The sequence below is a fragment of the Erythrobacter sp. QSSC1-22B genome, assembly GCF_001678665.1.
In the GTDB taxonomy this organism is placed as follows: domain Bacteria; phylum Pseudomonadota; class Alphaproteobacteria; order Sphingomonadales; family Sphingomonadaceae; genus Qipengyuania.
Window position 1 is genome coordinate 209,696 of sequence record NZ_LZRP01000001.1, and the last position, 16,379, is coordinate 226,074.

Annotated in this window: 13 protein-coding genes; 4 read left to right on the plus strand and 9 right to left on the minus strand. The window is 64.0% G+C overall.

All coding sequences use genetic code 11. From position 1 onward, the window contains the following. Positions 1-9 precede the first annotated feature (9 nt). From A9995_RS00980 to A9995_RS00990, 3 genes are all read right to left on the minus strand, one after another. Complete coding sequence (locus tag A9995_RS00980) at positions 10-606, minus strand: NADH-quinone oxidoreductase subunit B family protein (protein ID WP_082992396.1); 597 nt, start codon at positions 604-606, stop codon at positions 10-12. Next, positions 597-971 carry an NADH-quinone oxidoreductase subunit A gene (gene ndhC / locus A9995_RS00985; RefSeq protein ID WP_067607903.1) on the minus strand — a complete coding sequence of 125 codons (375 nt, stop codon included), beginning with the start codon at positions 969-971 and terminating at the stop codon, positions 597-599. The genes A9995_RS00980 and ndhC overlap by 10 nt, the downstream gene beginning before the upstream one ends. A 105-nt stretch (positions 972-1,076) precedes the next feature. Further along, positions 1,077-2,507, minus strand: coding sequence for a coniferyl aldehyde dehydrogenase (locus A9995_RS00990; RefSeq protein WP_082992397.1), 1,431 nt, complete (start codon positions 2,505-2,507; stop codon positions 1,077-1,079). An 83-nt stretch (positions 2,508-2,590) separates the two neighbouring features. Here A9995_RS00990 and A9995_RS00995 point away from each other — a divergent pair, with 83 nt between their 5' ends. Beyond that, positions 2,591-3,787, plus strand: a complete 1,197-nt coding sequence (locus tag A9995_RS00995; RefSeq protein ID WP_067607908.1) for an acetyl-CoA C-acyltransferase — start codon at positions 2,591-2,593, stop codon at positions 3,785-3,787. A gap of 80 nt (positions 3,788-3,867) precedes the next feature. Continuing rightward, entirely contained in the window at positions 3,868-4,308 is a 441-nt protein-coding gene (locus A9995_RS01000; RefSeq protein ID WP_067607911.1) for a hypothetical protein, read from the plus strand. 46 nt (positions 4,309-4,354) lie between these two features. Here A9995_RS01000 and A9995_RS01005 read toward each other — a convergent pair whose 3' ends face one another. Then, a complete protein-coding gene (locus A9995_RS01005; RefSeq protein ID WP_067607914.1) occupies positions 4,355-4,822 on the minus strand; it encodes an SH3 domain-containing protein in 468 nt (155 codons plus the stop codon). A gap of 114 nt (positions 4,823-4,936) precedes the next feature. On the opposite strand from A9995_RS01005, the gene A9995_RS01010 reads away from it, so the two are divergent. Beyond that, positions 4,937-5,956: a D-glycerate dehydrogenase gene (locus A9995_RS01010; RefSeq protein ID WP_067607918.1), complete on the plus strand. Its 1,020-nt coding sequence runs from the start codon at positions 4,937-4,939 to the stop codon at positions 5,954-5,956. A gap of 56 nt (positions 5,957-6,012) precedes the next feature. Here A9995_RS01010 and A9995_RS01015 read toward each other — a convergent pair whose 3' ends face one another. From A9995_RS01015 to A9995_RS01035, 5 genes are all read right to left on the minus strand, one after another. Continuing rightward, a complete protein-coding gene (locus tag A9995_RS01015; protein WP_067607921.1) occupies positions 6,013-7,419 on the minus strand; it encodes a nitronate monooxygenase family protein in 1,407 nt (468 codons plus the stop codon). A 24-nt stretch (positions 7,420-7,443) separates the two neighbouring features. Continuing rightward, positions 7,444-8,193 carry a class I SAM-dependent methyltransferase gene (locus A9995_RS01020; protein WP_067607924.1) on the minus strand — a complete coding sequence of 250 codons (750 nt, stop codon included), beginning with the start codon at positions 8,191-8,193 and terminating at the stop codon, positions 7,444-7,446. 67 nt (positions 8,194-8,260) lie between these two features. Then, positions 8,261-9,388 carry a peptide chain release factor 2 gene (prfB, locus tag A9995_RS01025; RefSeq protein WP_067607927.1) on the minus strand — a complete coding sequence of 376 codons (1,128 nt, stop codon included), beginning with the start codon at positions 9,386-9,388 and terminating at the stop codon, positions 8,261-8,263. A gap of 95 nt (positions 9,389-9,483) precedes the next feature. Beyond that, positions 9,484-11,958 (minus strand): transglycosylase domain-containing protein, encoded by a 2,475-nt coding sequence (locus A9995_RS01030; protein WP_145916758.1) that lies wholly within the window; start codon positions 11,956-11,958, stop codon positions 9,484-9,486. 126 nt (positions 11,959-12,084) lie between these two features. Then, the gene (locus A9995_RS01035) at positions 12,085-13,023 is read right to left on the minus strand and encodes an N-acetylmuramoyl-L-alanine amidase (RefSeq protein ID WP_067607932.1); all 939 of its coding nucleotides are present in this window, start codon (positions 13,021-13,023) and stop codon (positions 12,085-12,087) included. 434 nt (positions 13,024-13,457) lie between these two features. Between A9995_RS01035 and A9995_RS01040 the strand changes: the two genes are divergently transcribed. Further along, positions 13,458-16,343, plus strand: coding sequence for a ribonuclease E/G (locus tag A9995_RS01040; RefSeq protein ID WP_067607936.1), 2,886 nt, complete (start codon positions 13,458-13,460; stop codon positions 16,341-16,343). Positions 16,344-16,379: the final 36 nt, after the last annotated feature.

Here is a 16,379-nt window from a genome sequence, read left to right on the forward strand (position 1 = left end):
GTGCTTGCCCTACCGCTCGATCGTGCCGCTGCGGCGGATTTTTCGCTGCAGTTGCATGACGCCGTAAAGCAGCGCTTCGGCGGTTGGCGGACAGCCCGGCACGTAGATATCGACCGGCACGATCCGGTCGCAGCCGCGCACCACGGAATAGCTGTAATGGTAATAGCCGCCGCCATTGGCGCAGCTGCCCATGCTGATGACATACTTGGGGTCCGACATCTGGTCGTAGACCTTGCGCAGCGCCGGTGCCATCTTGTTGCACAGCGTGCCGGCGACAATCATCACATCCGACTGACGCGGGCTGGCGCGCGGGGCGACGCCGAAGCGTTCCATGTCGTAGCGCGGCATGTTGACGTGGATCATCTCAACCGCGCAGCAGGCGAGGCCGAAGGTCATCCACCACAGCGAGCCGGTGCGCGCCCACTGGAACAGGTCCTCGGTGCTGGCGACGAGGAAGCCCTTATCGTTCACTTCGGTCTGGAGCGCGTTGAAATACTCGGCATCGGGCTGGCGCACTTCGCCGCCCTGCGCCGTCGGCAGTTCGCCGGGTCGCTGACCGGCTTGGGGCGCCCGAGGCACCGTGTCGTTTGCTGAAGTCACTCCCATTCGAGCGCTCCTTTCTTCCACTCATAGGCAAGGCCGATGGCCAGAATGCCGAGAAACACCATCATGCCGATCCAGCCTTCCCAGCCGGTGTGCTCGAGGCTCACCGCCCAGGGGAACAGGAAGGCTGCTTCGAGATCGAAGATGATGAACAGCAGCGCGACGAGATAGAAGCGCACATCGAACTGGGTGCGCGGCTCCTCGAAGGCGGGAAAGCCGCACTCATATTCGCTCAGCTTCTCAGCATCGGGGTTGTGGACCCCGGTCAGCCGCGACACGCCCATGGGCAGGAACACGAAGGCCGCCGACAGGGCAGCCGCGATGAACAGAAAGATGAGGATCGGCAGGTACTGCTCGAGATCGACCACGCGTGATTCCTAAGCCTTGAGGCACAAGTTGCGCCCGCCTCTAGGCTCCCCGCAGCGCGGGTGCAAGGGCATGACCCTTGCAACCCGCGCACGGGTGCGTGACGCTTATTTCATCATCGACTTGATCGTCTTGAGGGTCTTTGCGCCGTAGGGCGGCTTCATGCCGCTGAGCTTGGCGACATCGACCTTGGTTTGGGTGTAGACGCTGCGCGCGTGGCTGAATTCGCGAAAGCCCTCGACCCCGTGATAGCTGCCCATTCCCGAAGGCCCCACCCCGCCGAAGGGAAGGTCGTCCATCGAGACGTGAAAGATCACGTCGTTGACCGTGACGCCGCCCGAGATCGTGCGGTTGAGCACCTTTGCCTGCTCGCTACGGTCGCTACCGAAATAATAGAGGCCGAGCGGGCGGTCGTTGGCGTTGATATAGTCGACCGCCTCGTCGATCTCGCGATAGGTCTTCACCGGCAGCACTGGGCCGAAGATTTCCTCCTGCATCGCCTGCATGTCGTCGGTGACGTTCTTCAGAATCGTCAGCGGCATCTTGCGGGTATTGGTGTTGGAGAAATCCTCATTGCCGGGATTGACCTCGATCACCTCGGCACCCTTGTCACGCGCGTCGGCAACCATGGTTTGCAGGCGGTCGAAATGCCGGTCGGTGACGACGCTGGCATAATCGTCGTTCTCGAGCAGCGAGGAATACATGTTCGCGGCGCCCTGCCAGACCCCGTGGATCGCCTCGTCCTGCTTGTCCTCGGGAACGACGAGGTAATCGGGCGCGAGGCAGATCTGTCCGGCGTTGAGCATCTTGCCCAGCGCGACCCGCTCGCCAGCCTTGGCGAAATCGGCGCTTCGTCCCATGACTACCGGGCTTTTGCCGCCCAGTTCCAGCGTGACCGGAACCAGATTGGCTGCGGCAGCCTCCATCACCTTGCGTCCGGTGGCGGTGGAACCGGTGAAAACCAGGTGATCGAAGGGCAGCGAACTGAACGCCGCCGCAACTTCGGGCGGGCCAGTGAAGACCACGCATTCGTCGGGTGTGAAGACCTTTGCCACCAGCTCGCGCATCACCATGCTGGTGCGCTCGGTGAATTCGCTGGGCTTGATCATCGCGCGATTGCCCGCGGCGAAGACCTGCATCAGCGGTCCGAACGTCAGGTTGACGGGGAAATTCCAAGGGCTGAGAATGCCGATGACACCCTTGGGCTCGTAGCGCACCTCCGCCTTCGCCCCGAGCAGGCCGAGCGGGAACTGGACGTGGCGCTTGTCCGGTTTGACCCAGGCATCCATCTGCTTGAGGCAATACCGGCCAAAGGCGATCGTCCCGGCGATATCGGTGAACATCGACTGCTGCGGCGAGCGATTGCCGAAATCGGCGCTCATTGCCTTGCACAGATCCTCGGCATTGTCCTTGAGCAGCGCGATCGCGCGTTCGATGCGGTCCTTGCGGAGCGCCATCGGCTCGGGCCGGGTCTGGTTGTGAGCCGAACGTTGCCTGCGTAGCAAATCTTCCATCTCGCTCTTGCGGTCGTTGGTCATATCGCTCTCCGTTTGAAATTGATGCGATGCAGCACTAGATCGCTCCCCTACATACATTCCAGAACCGAAGGACCAGCACAAGCATGACCCAGTTCAGCGCCGCCGACCCCGTCGTCATTCTCTCCTACGCCCGCACACCGATGGGCGGAATGCAGGGCGCGCTGGCAGACGTTTCCGCGACCGATCTCGGCGCGACCGCAGTCAAAGCGGCGGTGGAACGCTCGGGCGTCGCCGGCGACAGGTTCGACCGCGCCTATATGGGCTGCGTCCTGCCTGCCGGGCTCGGCCAGGCACCCGCGCGCCAGGCGGCGATTAAGGCGGGCCTCCCCAAATCGGTCCAGGCGACGACGGTCAACAAGGTCTGCGGCAGCGGCATGCAGACCGTCATCATGGGCGCCGAGGCGCTGGCCAGCGGCTCGGTCGACTATGTCGTAGCCGGCGGCATGGAGAGCATGACCAACGCGCCCTACCTGCTGAAAAAGCACCGTTCGGGTGCGCGGCTCGGCCACGACACGGCCTATGATCACATGTTCCTCGATGGTCTGGAAGATGCCTATGAGGAAGGCCGCGCGATGGGCACTTTCGCGCAGGACACCGCCAACGAATACCAGATGACGCGCGAGGAAATGGACGATTACTCGATCGAATCGCTGCGCCGCGCCAATGCCGCGATCGAATCCGGTGCCTTCGCCGACGAAGTGGTCCCGGTGACGGTCACCACGCGCAAGGGAGAGCACCTGGTCGAGCATGACGAACAGCCCGGCAAGGGCCTTCCCGACAAAATCCCGACGCTTCGCCCGGCCTTCGCCAAGGACGGCACGATCACCGCGGCGACCTCGAGTTCGATCTCGGATGGGGCGGCGGCGGTCGTTTTGACTCGCGAAAGCCTCGCCAGGGAGAACGGCCAGCAGCCGGTCGCGCGGATCGTCGCGATGGCCGCCCATGCGCAGGAACCAGCCAAATTCACCGTCGCTCCGATCGGAGCGATCGAAAAGGTGCTCAAGAAAGCCGGTTGGGAAGCCGACGATGTCGATCTTTGGGAGATCAACGAGGCCTTCGCCTGCGTTGCTATGTTTGCGATGCGCGACATCGGCATCCCGCACGACAGGATCAACATCAATGGCGGGGGCACCGCGCTGGGCCACCCGATCGGCGCCAGCGGAACCCGCATCATCGTGACGCTGCTCAACGCGCTCAAGCGTCAGGGCAAGACCCGCGGCATCGCGAGCCTGTGTATCGGTGGCGGAGAGGCCACGGCAATTGCCGTCGAATTGGTCTGAGATCGGATAGAAGCCGGTTTTGTGTGAAGCAGACCGACCCCACGGCATCGCCTCGCCTGGCGGCGAAGAGAGAGTTTCGAATGCGAAAATACCTGATCCTCGCGGCGTTTGCGACGCTAGCCGCTTGCGGGGCAAGCGACGCACCGGTCGATGGCGACACGGCTCGGGGTACCGGCATGGATGCCGCGCCAGCTTCCGACGATCCTGCTGGTGCAGAGATGGTCGGAACCTATGAGGTGATCGCCGAGGACGGCACCGCTGTTTTGCAGACAGTCAACGCCGACGGGACTTATGTTGAAACCGTGGATGGGGACGTGATCGAACGCGGCACTTGGCACCAGAAGGGCGACCAGATGTGCTACGATCCCGAAGGCGACGCGATCGAGCAATGCTTCATCGGGGGAAAACCCGGCAACCAGGGCAGCTTCAGCGTCGAGACTGACGGCGGCACGGCGACGGTTCGCCGGGTCGAAGACGCAGACGCTTCTGAGCCTGCCGCCACCGAGACCGACCCACGGTAATCCGCCTCGAGAAATTCACAGGCGCGAGCCTGAGCCGGCCAGCTTGTCAGGGGGCCTGGGCACCGAACAGGCGGTCTTGCCGCACCCAACCTGCGCGTCCGTCGACATCGAATTCGCACCACCCGTCGGCACAATCTCCGATCTCTCCGACAACTCCGGGAGCGGCGCGCCAGCGCAGGACTCCACCGTTGTCGGGGGCATCACGCAGCGCGACTGGTCCATCTCCGACGACCATCGCCGTATGATCCGGGCTGAGCAGGCGCGCCACAACCCAGCCCTGTTCGCCATCGGGATCCTGGATCAGCCGCCAGCCTTCCATCACGCGCACCACCTTCACCGGCATGCCGGGACGACGATAGACCCAGGACACCTTGTAGTCGCGGCTTGGCCCGACCCGCATGTTCAGTTCCGATGCGCGGATGCTGGCCCAATAGGGCACGTCGCGTTCCTGCGCCTGCGCGGGAGAGGCAAATATCGCGACGGCGGCGAGCAATAGAGCGAGGCATGTTTTCATGGTTGCTCAGCGATTTACCGCAAGCGACTCGGCGCGGCAAGCCGATCCAGAATCCGCCTCGTTACACCCGGCCCTTGACCCTCCTCCACCGCAACGCGTAGCCCGAAAACGAATATGACCGAAACGCCAGACCGCCCCACCCGCCGCCTCGACCGTGCCCCGCGCGTGGTTGTCACCCGCCGCCTGCTGCCCGAGGTCGAGGCGCGCTTTAGCGAGTTGTTCGACACGCGGCTCAACACCGAGGACGAACCCTTGTCGCGGGAGGCGCTGGCCGAAGCTATGAGCAGCAGCGACGTGTTGGTCCCGACCGTCACCGATCGCATCGATCGCGAATTGATCGCGGGGGCAGGACGTGACCTCGGGCTGATCGCCAGCTTCGGCGCCGGCACCGACCATATCGATCTGGCCGCCGCAGCCGAGCGCAAGATCATCGTCACCAATACCCCCAGCGTTTTCACCGACGACACCGCAGATCTCACGATGGCCGGGATCATCGGCGTTCCGCGCCGGATCCGCGAAGGCGTGCAGTTGATCCGCAGCGGGAAATGGTCCGGCTGGACCCCCACTTCGCTGCTTGGCCGCAAGCTGGGTGGCAAGGTCCTCGGTATCGTCGGCATGGGTCGGATAGGCCAGGCGGTCGCTCACCGCGCCCGCGCCTTCGGGCTCGAAATCGCGTATCACAATCGCAAACGGCTGCCCGAGGCGGTCGAGCGAATGTTCGCCGCACGCTTCGTCGAGAGTCTCGACGAGCTCGTGGCTCAGGCCGATATTCTCACCCTGCACTGCCCCGCCAATCCAGACAGCCGGGGGATGATCGACGCGCGCCGGATCGGCCTGATGAAGGAGGGCGCCTGCATCATCAACACCGCCCGCGGCGACCTGATCGAGCAGGAGGCGATGATCGCGGCGCTGGAGAGCGGTCATCTCGCGGGGGCCGGGCTCGACGTCTATCCCGAGGAACCGACGGTCGACCCGCGGTTGATCGCGCATCCCAACGTCATGACCCTGCCGCACATCGGTAGCGCGACCCGCGAGGGCCGCGAGGAATCGGGGCTCAAGGTCATCGCCAATATCCGCATGTGGGTCGACGGGCATCGCCCGCCGGATCAGGTGTTGACCGCTTTCGAGCGCTAGTCAGACTGCACTGCGACGATCATCGCAGTGCAACGACCTATCCGCTCACCCGCCATCTAGTCACCCGCGAGGATACGATCGACCAACTGCTTCACCGAGGGGGTGAAATTGTTCGAGTAGAACGGGTCCTGCTTGAAGCGGTAGGCGGAATGACCCGCGAAGGCGAGATTCTCGTCGACCGGTCCGCCGTGGGCGATGTCCTGCAACGTTTTCTGGATGCAGAAGCTGCGCGGATCGGCGAGGCGCCCGGTGGTGTAATCGTCGTGATCCTTCCAGCTCGAAAACAGGCAATGCGACAGGCAGCCCATGCAGTCCTGCTGGTCCTTGCGAATTTCGTCGCGGCTTTCGGGTGTCACGAAAACGGCGGTGCCCTCGGGTGTCTTGAGCGCTTCGGTAAAGCCCTTCGCCATCCATTCGTGCGCCTTGGGGCGATCGTCGGGCGCAACCCAGAAGTTCTTCGCCTTGCCTTCCTCGGCAAGCGGAATCGTGCCCTCCTGCTCGCCACGCTTGAAGATCGGGATCTGGCGATCCGAACGATGGATCAGGTCGTAGAGGAAGGGATTTTTGACCGCTGACGAATAGAACCCCGTCGGCGAGAACTTGTGGAGCAGGATCTCGCCCTCGTCGACCGTGCGCAGCATGTCCTTCCACTCGATCGGAATGGGGCTTTCCTCGGTCAGCAGCGGGCGGGTGCCGAACTGGAATGCGATCTTGCCGAGTTCGGGATTGTCGATCCAGTCGTTCCATTCGCGCAGGAACCAGACTCCGCCCGCCATGACGATGACGACATCTTCCGACACGCCTTCGGCGCGCATGGTCTCGCGCAGCGCCTTGACGCGGGGATAGGGATCCTCGGGCTTGGTGGGATCCTCGGCGTTGGACAGGCCGTTGTGCCCGCCGGCCAGCCAGGGGTCTTCATAGACCACCGCAGCCATCAATTCGGGAACCTTGGAATAGCTGCGCTTCCACAACGCGCGAAAGGCACGTGCCGAGCTGATGATCGGCAGATAGCTGACATTGTAGCGCTGGGCGATCTCGGCCAGCTTGTACGGCATACCAGCGCCGCAAGTGACGCCTGCGATCATGCCGGGCGTGTTTTCGAGTACGCCTTCGAGCACGGTTTGCGCGCCGCCCATTTCCCACAGCACGTTGATGTTGATCGCACCCTGCCCGCCGGAGATTTCATGGGCGCGCTTCACCTGTTCGGTGGCACCGTCGATGGCATAGCGGATCAGCTGTTCGTGGCGTTCCTTGCGGGTCAGCGCGTCGTAAACCTGCGGCACGATCTTGCCTTCGGCATCGTAACTGTCGGCATTCACCGCGCTGACGGTGCCGATGCCGCCCGCAGCAGCCCAGGCACCCGAGCTCGCATGATTGGAAGCGGAAACGCCCTTGCCGCCTTCGATCAGCGGCCACACTTCGCGGCCACCGTAATTGATCGGGCTGAGCCCCTTGAATGCCATGAAAAACTCTTTCGTGTCGGCGAGCTAGCGGCTCGCGGTGTCTGTCCCCGTCGACGTCTCGCGGCAGGGACGAATTCCGTTCGGCTCGGGTCTGTTAGCGGCCCTTTCGAACTGTGCATAGTACCCGGCCAGCTGTGGCGCATCCCTGAACGCCACCAGCTTGTAGCCGACTTTTTCGAACTCGCAGGCGAGCAGCATCGGCGCGATCCCATGCTGGTCGGTCGGCCGGTCGACATCGACAACTATGACCTGCCCGCCTTCGCGCAGCGACGGCCACATGCGCCACAACAGCGCATAGGGCTCGCCGATCTCGTGATACATGTGGACCATGAAGATGCGGTCGAAACTGCCCTCGGGCAAATGCGGATCGTCGGCCGCCCCGGGCTGGATCGCGACATTGTCCAGCCGCTCGCGCTCCACTCGTTGCCCCAGCCGTTGCAGCGCCGCGCGGTCGATATCCTGCGCCAGTACCCGGCCATCCTCGCCCACACGCTCGGCAAGGCGAACGGTGTAATATCCCTCGCCCGCGCCGATGTCGGCAACGGTCATGCCTTCCTCGATCCCGGCGAGATCCATGACGGTCTCCGCTTCGCCGCGATTGTCGCGCGCGGTTTCGGTCGAGAATGCGGTACCGCCCAGATCGGAAACGGGACGGTCGGGCAAGGGAAAGTCGAGCGCGGTTTGCGGGCGGCTGGTGTCGACCTTGTCGCAGCCGGCTACGGCCAGCGCGGCGCCGGACACGAGCAGCACAAAGCAGGACTTGAATGCGGTCATCTACCCCGGGCCCTAGCGCCGGTGCGGGCGGCACGCAAAGATTTCGCCATAGCCAAGCCCGGAACGCCTATTCGACGTCTTCGACCTCGACCGTTTCACCGGTCACGCGCTGCGCCAAGGCCGCCGAGATGAAATCGTCGATCCCGCCGTCGAGCACAGCATCGGGCGATGGCGAGACCACGCCTGTGCGCAGGTCCTTCACCATCTGATAGGGCTGGAGCACATAGCTGCGGATTTGGTGGCCCCAACCAATCTCACTTTTTTCCTGATACTCGCCGCTGGCAGCAGCTTCGCGCTCCGCCATCTCGCGCTCGAACAGGCGCGCCTTGAGCATGCTCATCGCCTCGGCCTTGTTCTTGTGCTGCGACCGCCCGCTCTGCGAGGCCACCACGATGCCGGTTGGCTGGTGGGTGATCCGCACTGCGGAATCGGTGGTGTTGATATGCTGCCCGCCGGCACCCGACGCACGATAGGTGTCGATCTTGAGATCGCTGTCGTTGATCTCGATCTCGATATCGTCGTCGATTACCGGATAGACCCAGACCGAACTGAAGCTGGTGTGGCGCCGTGCCGAGCTGTCGTAGGGGCTGATCCGCACCAGCCGGTGGACGCCGCTTTCGGTCTTGGCATAGCCATAGGCGTTCTCGCCCTTGATCAGGATCGTCGCGCTCTTGAGCCCGGCCTGATCGCCCGCCTGATATTCGACCGTCTCGACCTTGTATCCGCGGCGTTCGGCCCAGCGGGTGTACATCCGGAACAGCATCTCCGCCCAGTCCTGACTCTCGGTTCCGCCGGCGCCCGCGTGGATCTCGACATAGCTGTCATTGCCATCCGCTTCGCCCGACAGCAGCGCGCGCACCTTGTCGGCATCGGCGCGGGCGGCAAGCTTCTCGAGGCTGGCGAGGCCTTCCTTCACGATATCCTCGTCGCCCTCGGCATCGCCCATATCGACGAATTCGACAGCGTCGGACATTTCGGACGAGATCTCGTTGACGGTGTTGACCGCATCCTCGAGCCGCTTCTGCTCGCGGCTCAGAGCCTGCGCTTCCTTGGGATTGTCCCACAGGGTCGGGTCCTGCACGCGGGCATTGACCTCGTCGAGGCGGCGCAGCGCCTGCTCCCAGTCGAGCGACTGACGGACCAGTGCCAGCGCGGCTTTGATGCGGTCGATATAGGCCTGCCCTTCGGCACGCATGGCAAATTCCTCGGTTTGGGCTCGGGTTCGCCCGCTTAACGCGCAGACGCCGTTTGTAAAGTTTACCCGGGGAGAGCGGGGTGCATGTGCGGCGGCTAGTAGATGCCGCCCTGTTCTTCGACGAAATCTCCCGGCGCTTCCTCGCGCCGCACCGGGGCAAGCGATCGGGTCTGGGCAACGCGACCGCGGCGGATCTGCTCCAGGATGGCGTTGCGCTTGGCGGCGATTTCGTCCTGCCTTGTGGCCCGAGCGGGTTCGGTATCGGGCTTGAAGGCTTCCCAGATCACCGCCGCCGTGGGTTCGTTGCTGGGCGTGCCGTCGAAGACCCGTTTGCCACTGCGGCGGTCGATGCGGACCATGCGTACACCGGCGGGGGCGATGAATTCATCGCCATCCCAGCGCTCTCGCGACGCTTCGACGAAGCGTTTGAAGATGGGCGCGGCGGTGTTTCCGCCCTGGACCCAGCCGCCCAGATTGCGCGGCTGGTCGTGGCCGACATACATGCCCGCGACGATCTGCGGCGAACCGCCAACGAACCACGCGTCGGTAGGGCCGCTGGTGGTGCCGGTCTTGCCGAACAGTGGCAGTTCGAGACCACGCAGTCGGACCGCGGTACCGCGGGTGACCACGCCTTCGAGCATGTGGACGGTCTGGAACGCTGTGCGCGGATCCATGACCTGCTTACCGGATATGCCGAGGCGCGGCATTGGCTGGCCGTCCCATTCGGGCATGTTGCAATTGGTGCATTCGCGCTGGTCGGAGCGCCAGATCACCTTGCCCTGCCGATCCTGGACATAGTCGATCACGCTGGGCTGGTGGAGCCGCCCCCAATTGACCAACGCCGAATAGGCGTTGACCATCCGCTCGACGGTGGTTTCCCCTGCCCCGAGCGCGAAGGCCGGATAGGGTTCGTAGCTGCCGATATTGAGTTGCTCGAAGGTCTTGATGACATTCGGCATGCCAGCGTCCATCGCGATGTGGACGGTCATCAGATTGCGGCTCTGCTCCAGCCCCCAGCGCATGGTGTGAACGCCGCCACCACCGCCGCCGAAATTGCGGAAGCATTTTTCGCCCAGATTGGCACCCTGATAATAGCAGAAGGTCTGATCGGGCACTTCGCTCGCGGGGGTCAGGCCGTGATCGAGTCCGGTGGCGTAGACGAACGGCTTGATCGTCGATCCGGGCTGGCGAAGCGCCTGGGTGGCGCGGTTGAAAGAACCGAGCCTGGCATCGAAGCCGCCCTGCATTGCCAGTACGCGCCCGGTCTGCGGGTTCTGCGCCAGGAAGGCACCGGATACTTCGGGTACTGCGCGCAGGCGATAGCCTTCGCCCGATTGCTGGACCGCGACCGCGTCGCCCACCTTCAGTGCATCGGGAGCGGCGGCGAGCGGGTAGGTTTCGCCATCGGTCAGACCGACCGAGGCGGACGAGCCGCTGCGTTCGGTGATCACCCCGATGCGCCAGTCCTCGTAATTGATACCGAGATTGGAGGACCGCAGCTGGCCGATCAGGTCGCCATTCTCGGGATTGAGCGTGGCGACGGGACCGGTCCAGCCGCGATTGCCGTGATAGCTGAGCAATTGCGCTCGAAGCGCATCGCGTGCCGCATCCTGCAATTCCATGTCGAGCGAGGTGCGGACCCACAACCCACCAGCATAGACGCTGTTGCCACTTTCCTCCGCGGTCTCGCCGAACTTCTCGATCAGCTGGCGTCGCACTTCCTCGAGGAAGTAGCCAGCATCAGCGGAGCGTTCCTGCCGCTGCTGGACCAGACCCAGATCCATCGACTTGGCGCCGGCGCCTTGCTCGGCCGTGATGAAATCATTGGCGACCATCTGGTCGATGACGAAATTGCGTCGGCCGAGTGCCAACCCTTCGTTCTGCGACCGACCATAGCGTTCGGGAGCCTTGGGCAGAATCGCGAGGAAGGCCATTTCGTGCAGATCGAGATCGGCGACATCCTTGTCGAAATAGGCTCGGCTGGCTGCCTGGACCCCGAAACTACGTCGCCCAAGCGGGATTTCATTGAGATAGAGCTCAAGGATCTCTCGCTTGCTCAGCACGTCCTCGATCCGCTGCGCGAGGATCATCTCCTTCAGCTTGCGGGTGACCGAATATTCATCTCCGAGCAGCACGTTCTTGGCGACCTGCTGGGTAATCGTGGACCCGCCCACCGCGCGCTCGCCCGAGCCCATCTTGCTGGCATAGTCGAACACGGCATTGGCCGTACCGGCCAGATCGACACCGCCATGGGTGAAGAAGGTCCTGTCCTCTGCCGCGAGGTAGGCTTCGACGAGGGTGGTGGGGAAATCGACATACTGCAGCTGAACGCGCCGTTCGCGGGCATAGGAATGAACGATCTCGCCATCGACGCCGCGCACTACGGTCGGCAGAGGAGTCTCGTAATCGAGCAGGGTTTCGGCATCGGGGAGCCCGCGTGCCAGCAGCGTCCAGCCCAGCGCGAGGACGATCAGTCCCAGCGCCAACAGGCCGGCGCCCCAGCGAAACCAGCGATTCTCGCGCCAGTGGCGCATGAACCAGTTGCGCGCGGCTGCCAGGTCATCGCTCATGCGATCGCGAATTGTCTGTAGTCTGGATTGCTCGGCCATCGGGGTCCCAAAATCTGCAGGCGCGCCCTTAGCACGCCCAAACTGACTCGCGCCATAACGAAGCGACCCCGGATCGATCGAGCCGGGTCAGACCTCTTCGCTGGTGGTTTCGCTATCGCCTGACGGCTGTTCCAGAAGGTCTTCGCGCTGGCGAATGAAATAGATGCGGATCGCGCGCGCCATGACCTCGGCGAAGCCGGCGCGGCCCTCGGGCGAAGCCAACCGCTGTGCTTCCTCGCGGTTGGTGATGAAACCGCTTTCATAGAGCACCGATGGCACATCAGGCGCGCGCAAAACCTTGAGCGAAGCCGAGCGGCGCGGCTGCGGGTGGAAACGGATCGTGCCCTCGCCCTCGCGCTGGATCAGCGAAGCAAACTCGCCAGACTGGACCTGAGTGCGGCGCTGCGACAGTTCGACGAGGATCGTGTTCACCGCATCGCTCTGCCCGGATATCTCTTGGCCGTTGATCCGGTCCGAGCGGTTCTCGCGTTCCGCGTAGCGCGCCGCCGCCTCACTCGATGCACTCTCCGACAGTGTGTAGATGCTGGCGCCCGCCACCTCGCTCGCCTCGCCCGCAGAATCGGCATGGATCGAGACAAACAGATCGGCGCCGAGCCGGCGGGCGATTTCGTAGCGTTCGGCATGAAGGAGGTAGCGATCCTCGTCGCGGGTCAGCGCCACACGCACATCACCCTGCTCGACGAGCCGGTCGCGCAAGGCGCGCGCAAGCCGGAGCACGAGGTCCTTTTCCTGCAATCCCTGACTCGATGCCCCCGGATCGTGGCCGCCGTGTCCGGCGTCGATAACCACCAGCGGCAGGTCTCCGCCGTCGGTCCCGGTGCCCTGCCCGGCAATGTCCGGCAGCGGCACGCCGTCGTTCGAGGCCGGCAATTCGACCCGCAGGACATATCCGCGACCGATCCGCGGGAGGGAGAACGAACGGTCCGTCGCCACCGCCCATGCAAGCAGGGCAAGGATGGCCACCGGGATCAGGGCGAGCAGGATTAGGGGCAGAAACCGGGCCATGGCGCTCCCGCACTAGGGTTGCGGCGCCCCTCCGCGCAATATGGTTGCCGTAAGATACCCACGGTGCTAGCGCCGTTTCTGTGATAGCCGGGCTCCGGCCGCGAACGCCTCTCGTTCCACCGCCCGCCCGCTTCACGCCAATTCGACCGCCCTTTTCGATCGGCGGTCCTGAGACAGGTTGATGCAGGACAAGAACCGTTCCCCCTCAATGGACCCTCGACAGGCAATCGCCTGCCCCGAGGGAATTGCGGGCCGAACAGCGCTCCATTTGCGCAGGTTCCATGCTGCAGACACGACATTCCGGCTCCGCACCGAAACGCGCGGCTGCCGGTCATCCACGACTGCCGATCCGCATCGCGGCGACAGTTATCACAATACAAGGCGCAAGTCGGCTGCCGGGCTCGTCCCGGCCCCTTGCGCATGGAGAAATCTACATGGCAACGCGCATGCTTATCGATGCGCGCCACTCGGAAGAAACCCGGGTGGCGGTTCTCAAGGGAAATCGGATTGAGGAATTCGATTTCGAATCCGCCGATCACCGGCAGATCAAAGGCAACATCTACCTTGCGAAGGTAACCAGGGTCGAACCCTCGCTGCAGGCGGCGTTCGTCGACTTCGGCGGTAACCGGCACGGTTTCCTCGCCTTCAGCGAAATCCATCCCGACTATTACCAGATTCCCAAGGACGATCGCGATGCCCTGCTCGCCGCAGAGGCCGAGGTCGCCGAAGAGGAAGAACGCCTGCGCGCCGAAGAGGAAGAGCGCGGCGAGATGCCCGGCGACGAATACGACGCCGAAGACGAAAGCTCAGAGGCGCTGGCGGAGGAATTCGCCGAAGACGGCCTCGAGGAAGTCGACACCTCCGACAAGGACGATGTCGCCACCATCGAGGAAGGTCAGCTCGATCGCGAAGACGATGATTCGGACGACGACAGCGACGATGACGACGACAATGGCGACGACAGCGGCAACGGTCGTGGCCGCAGGGCCAAGGGCCGCGGTCGTGGCCGGAACCCGCGCCAGGGCGGCAAGGGCCGCAGCCGCGCCAAGGAAGTCGACGACGCGCGGGCGCGCCGGATGGAGCTGCGCCGCCGCTACAAGATCCAGGACGTCATCCAGCGCCGCCAAGTGCTGCTGGTCCAGGTCGTCAAGGAAGAACGCGGCAACAAGGGCGCCGCGCTGACCACCTATCTCAGCCTCGCCGGTCGCTACACCGTGCTGATGCCCAACAGCAGCCACGGTGGCGGCATCAGCCGCAAGATAAACTCGGCCAACGACCGCAAGCGACTGAAGCAGATCGTCTCGGATCTGGTTCTGCCCAAATCGATGGGCCTGATCGTGCGGACCGCCGGCCTCAGCCGGACCAAGCCCGAAATCAAGCGCGACTTCGACTATCTCGCACGGTTGTGGGACGAAATTCGCGAGAAGACCCTCGCCTCCAGCGCGCCGGCACTGATCCATTCGGACAGCGATTTGATCAAGCGCGCCATTCGCGACATCTACAATCGCGAGATCGAGGAAGTGATCGTCGAGGGCGAGGCAGGCTTCAAGCTCGCCAAGTCCTTCATGAAGTTGCTCATGCCGAGCCATGCCCGGCGGATAAAGAGCTACAGCGATCCGGTTCCGATGTTCCAGCGCTATGGCGCGGAAGACCAGCTCAAGGCGATGTACGATCCGATGGTGCAGCTCAAATCGGGCGGCTATCTGGTGATCAATCCGACCGAGGCACTGGTCTCGATCGACATCAACTCGGGCCGCTCGACCAAGGAGCACGGGATCGAGCAGACCGCGGTCGCCACCAATCTCGAGGCGGCACGCGAGATCGCCCGCCAACTGCGCCTGCGCGACATGGCCGGGCTGGTCGTGATCGACTTTATCGACATGGAACGCAGCGGCAATATCCGCAAGGTCGAGCGCGAGATGAAGGATGCTCTCAAGAACGACCGCGCACGTATCCAGGTCGGGCGGATTTCCAGCTTCGGATTGATGGAAATGAGCCGCCAGCGACTGCGCACCGGCGTGCTCGAGGCGACGACGCGCGAATGCCCGCATTGCGATGGCACCGGCCTGGTCCGGACCGCTTCGAGCGCGGGGCTTTCGGCGCTGCGTCTGATCGAGGACGAGGCTGCCAAGGGCAAGGGTACGATCATCACGCTCTCGGCCAGCACCGAGGCGGCGGTCTATCTGCTCAACCAGAAGCGCGCCGATCTGATGGAAATCGAGGATCGCTACGGCGTGACGATCGAAGTCGTCCCCGAAGGCGAGGACGAAGGCGCCAAGATGACGGTGTCCAGTTCTGGACCGCGTCCGACCAACGCTCCCAAGTTCGAGCCCATCGTCGACGACGATGACGACGACGAAGAAGTGTTCGAGGACGATGAGGCCGAGGACGAGGATGACAGCGACGCGTCCGATGGCGACCGTGGCAGCAACGATGACAATCGCAGCCGCGACGGCGATCAGAAGCGTCGCCGCCGCCGTGGCGGTCGCAACCGCAGCCGCAACAACGACCGTGATGACCAGCAAGGCTCGAACGACGATAACGAAGCCGATGCCGGTCCTGCATCGCAGGATGACGACAAGAGCGACGACGAAGATCGCGGCGACAGCCGCGGTGGCGACAACCGTGGCGAAAACGACGACGATGGCGACGGCAATTCGCGCAAGAAGCGCCGTCGTGGCCGTCGGGGCGGACGCGGTCGCAAGAAACCCTCAGAGGTCACGAGCGACAAGGCTGAAGAGCTCGAGCAGGTTTCCGAGCAGGTGATGGAAGACATGGCGGTCGTCGCCGGTCCGGAAGGCACCCCTGAAACCTCCGAAGCGGCGGCCGAGGAACAGCCCAAGCGCAAACCGCGCCGCCGGAAAGCTGCCGACGAAACGGGCGAAGCCGGAGCCGGCCAGTCCGACGCGGGAACCCCGACCGAAGCCGACGTTACGACCGAGGCGGAAGAAGCTCCTGCCAAGCCAAAGCGCACGCGGCGCAAGAAGCCCGTAGCGGCGGATGCCGAAGCACCGGTCGACGCCGATGACGACAAGCCCAAGCAACGCCGCAAGCCGCGCGCCCGCAAGCCTGCGGCCGCATCGGCGAAGGATACCAAGGGCCCGACCGAAACTGCGGCTCCCGAGCCAAAGGTCGCAAAGCGGACTCCCAAAGCGGCGGTAGCCCCCACCGCCGCGCCGGAAACAAGTCCCGCAGGCGCACCGATAACGGCGGATCCCTCGCCAGACCGCAGCCCGGCTGCGAAGGCGGATGTCGGTGCCGACAGCGGCGCTGCGGCCAAGCCGCGGCGCGGTTGGTGGCAGCGCACCTTCGGCGAATAGGACGAGCGACCTCCGGGTGGTGCCAGGCGCACCATC

Coding starts and splice junctions, on each gene's coding strand:
- A9995_RS01005 (WP_067607914.1), bottom strand. CDS start 4,822: ATGAAAACATGCCTCGCTCTATTGCTCGCCGCCGTCGCGATATTTGCC.
- A9995_RS01030 (WP_145916758.1), bottom strand. CDS start 11,958: ATGAGCGATGACCTGGCAGCCGCGCGCAACTGGTTCATGCGCCACTGG.
- prfB (WP_067607927.1), bottom strand. CDS start 9,388: ATGCGTGCCGAAGGGCAGGCCTATATCGACCGCATCAAAGCCGCGCTG.
- A9995_RS01015 (WP_067607921.1), bottom strand. CDS start 7,419: ATGGCATTCAAGGGGCTCAGCCCGATCAATTACGGTGGCCGCGAAGTG.
- A9995_RS00995 (WP_067607908.1), top strand. CDS start 2,591: ATGACCCAGTTCAGCGCCGCCGACCCCGTCGTCATTCTCTCCTACGCC.
- A9995_RS01000 (WP_067607911.1), top strand. CDS start 3,868: ATGCGAAAATACCTGATCCTCGCGGCGTTTGCGACGCTAGCCGCTTGC.
- A9995_RS00990 (WP_082992397.1), bottom strand. CDS start 2,507: ATGACCAACGACCGCAAGAGCGAGATGGAAGATTTGCTACGCAGGCAA.
- A9995_RS01035 (WP_067607932.1), bottom strand. CDS start 13,023: ATGGCCCGGTTTCTGCCCCTAATCCTGCTCGCCCTGATCCCGGTGGCC.
- A9995_RS01020 (WP_067607924.1), bottom strand. CDS start 8,193: ATGACCGCATTCAAGTCCTGCTTTGTGCTGCTCGTGTCCGGCGCCGCG.
- A9995_RS01010 (WP_067607918.1), top strand. CDS start 4,937: ATGACCGAAACGCCAGACCGCCCCACCCGCCGCCTCGACCGTGCCCCG.
- A9995_RS01040 (WP_067607936.1), top strand. CDS start 13,458: ATGGCAACGCGCATGCTTATCGATGCGCGCCACTCGGAAGAAACCCGG.
- A9995_RS00980 (WP_082992396.1), bottom strand. CDS start 606: ATGGGAGTGACTTCAGCAAACGACACGGTGCCTCGGGCGCCCCAAGCC.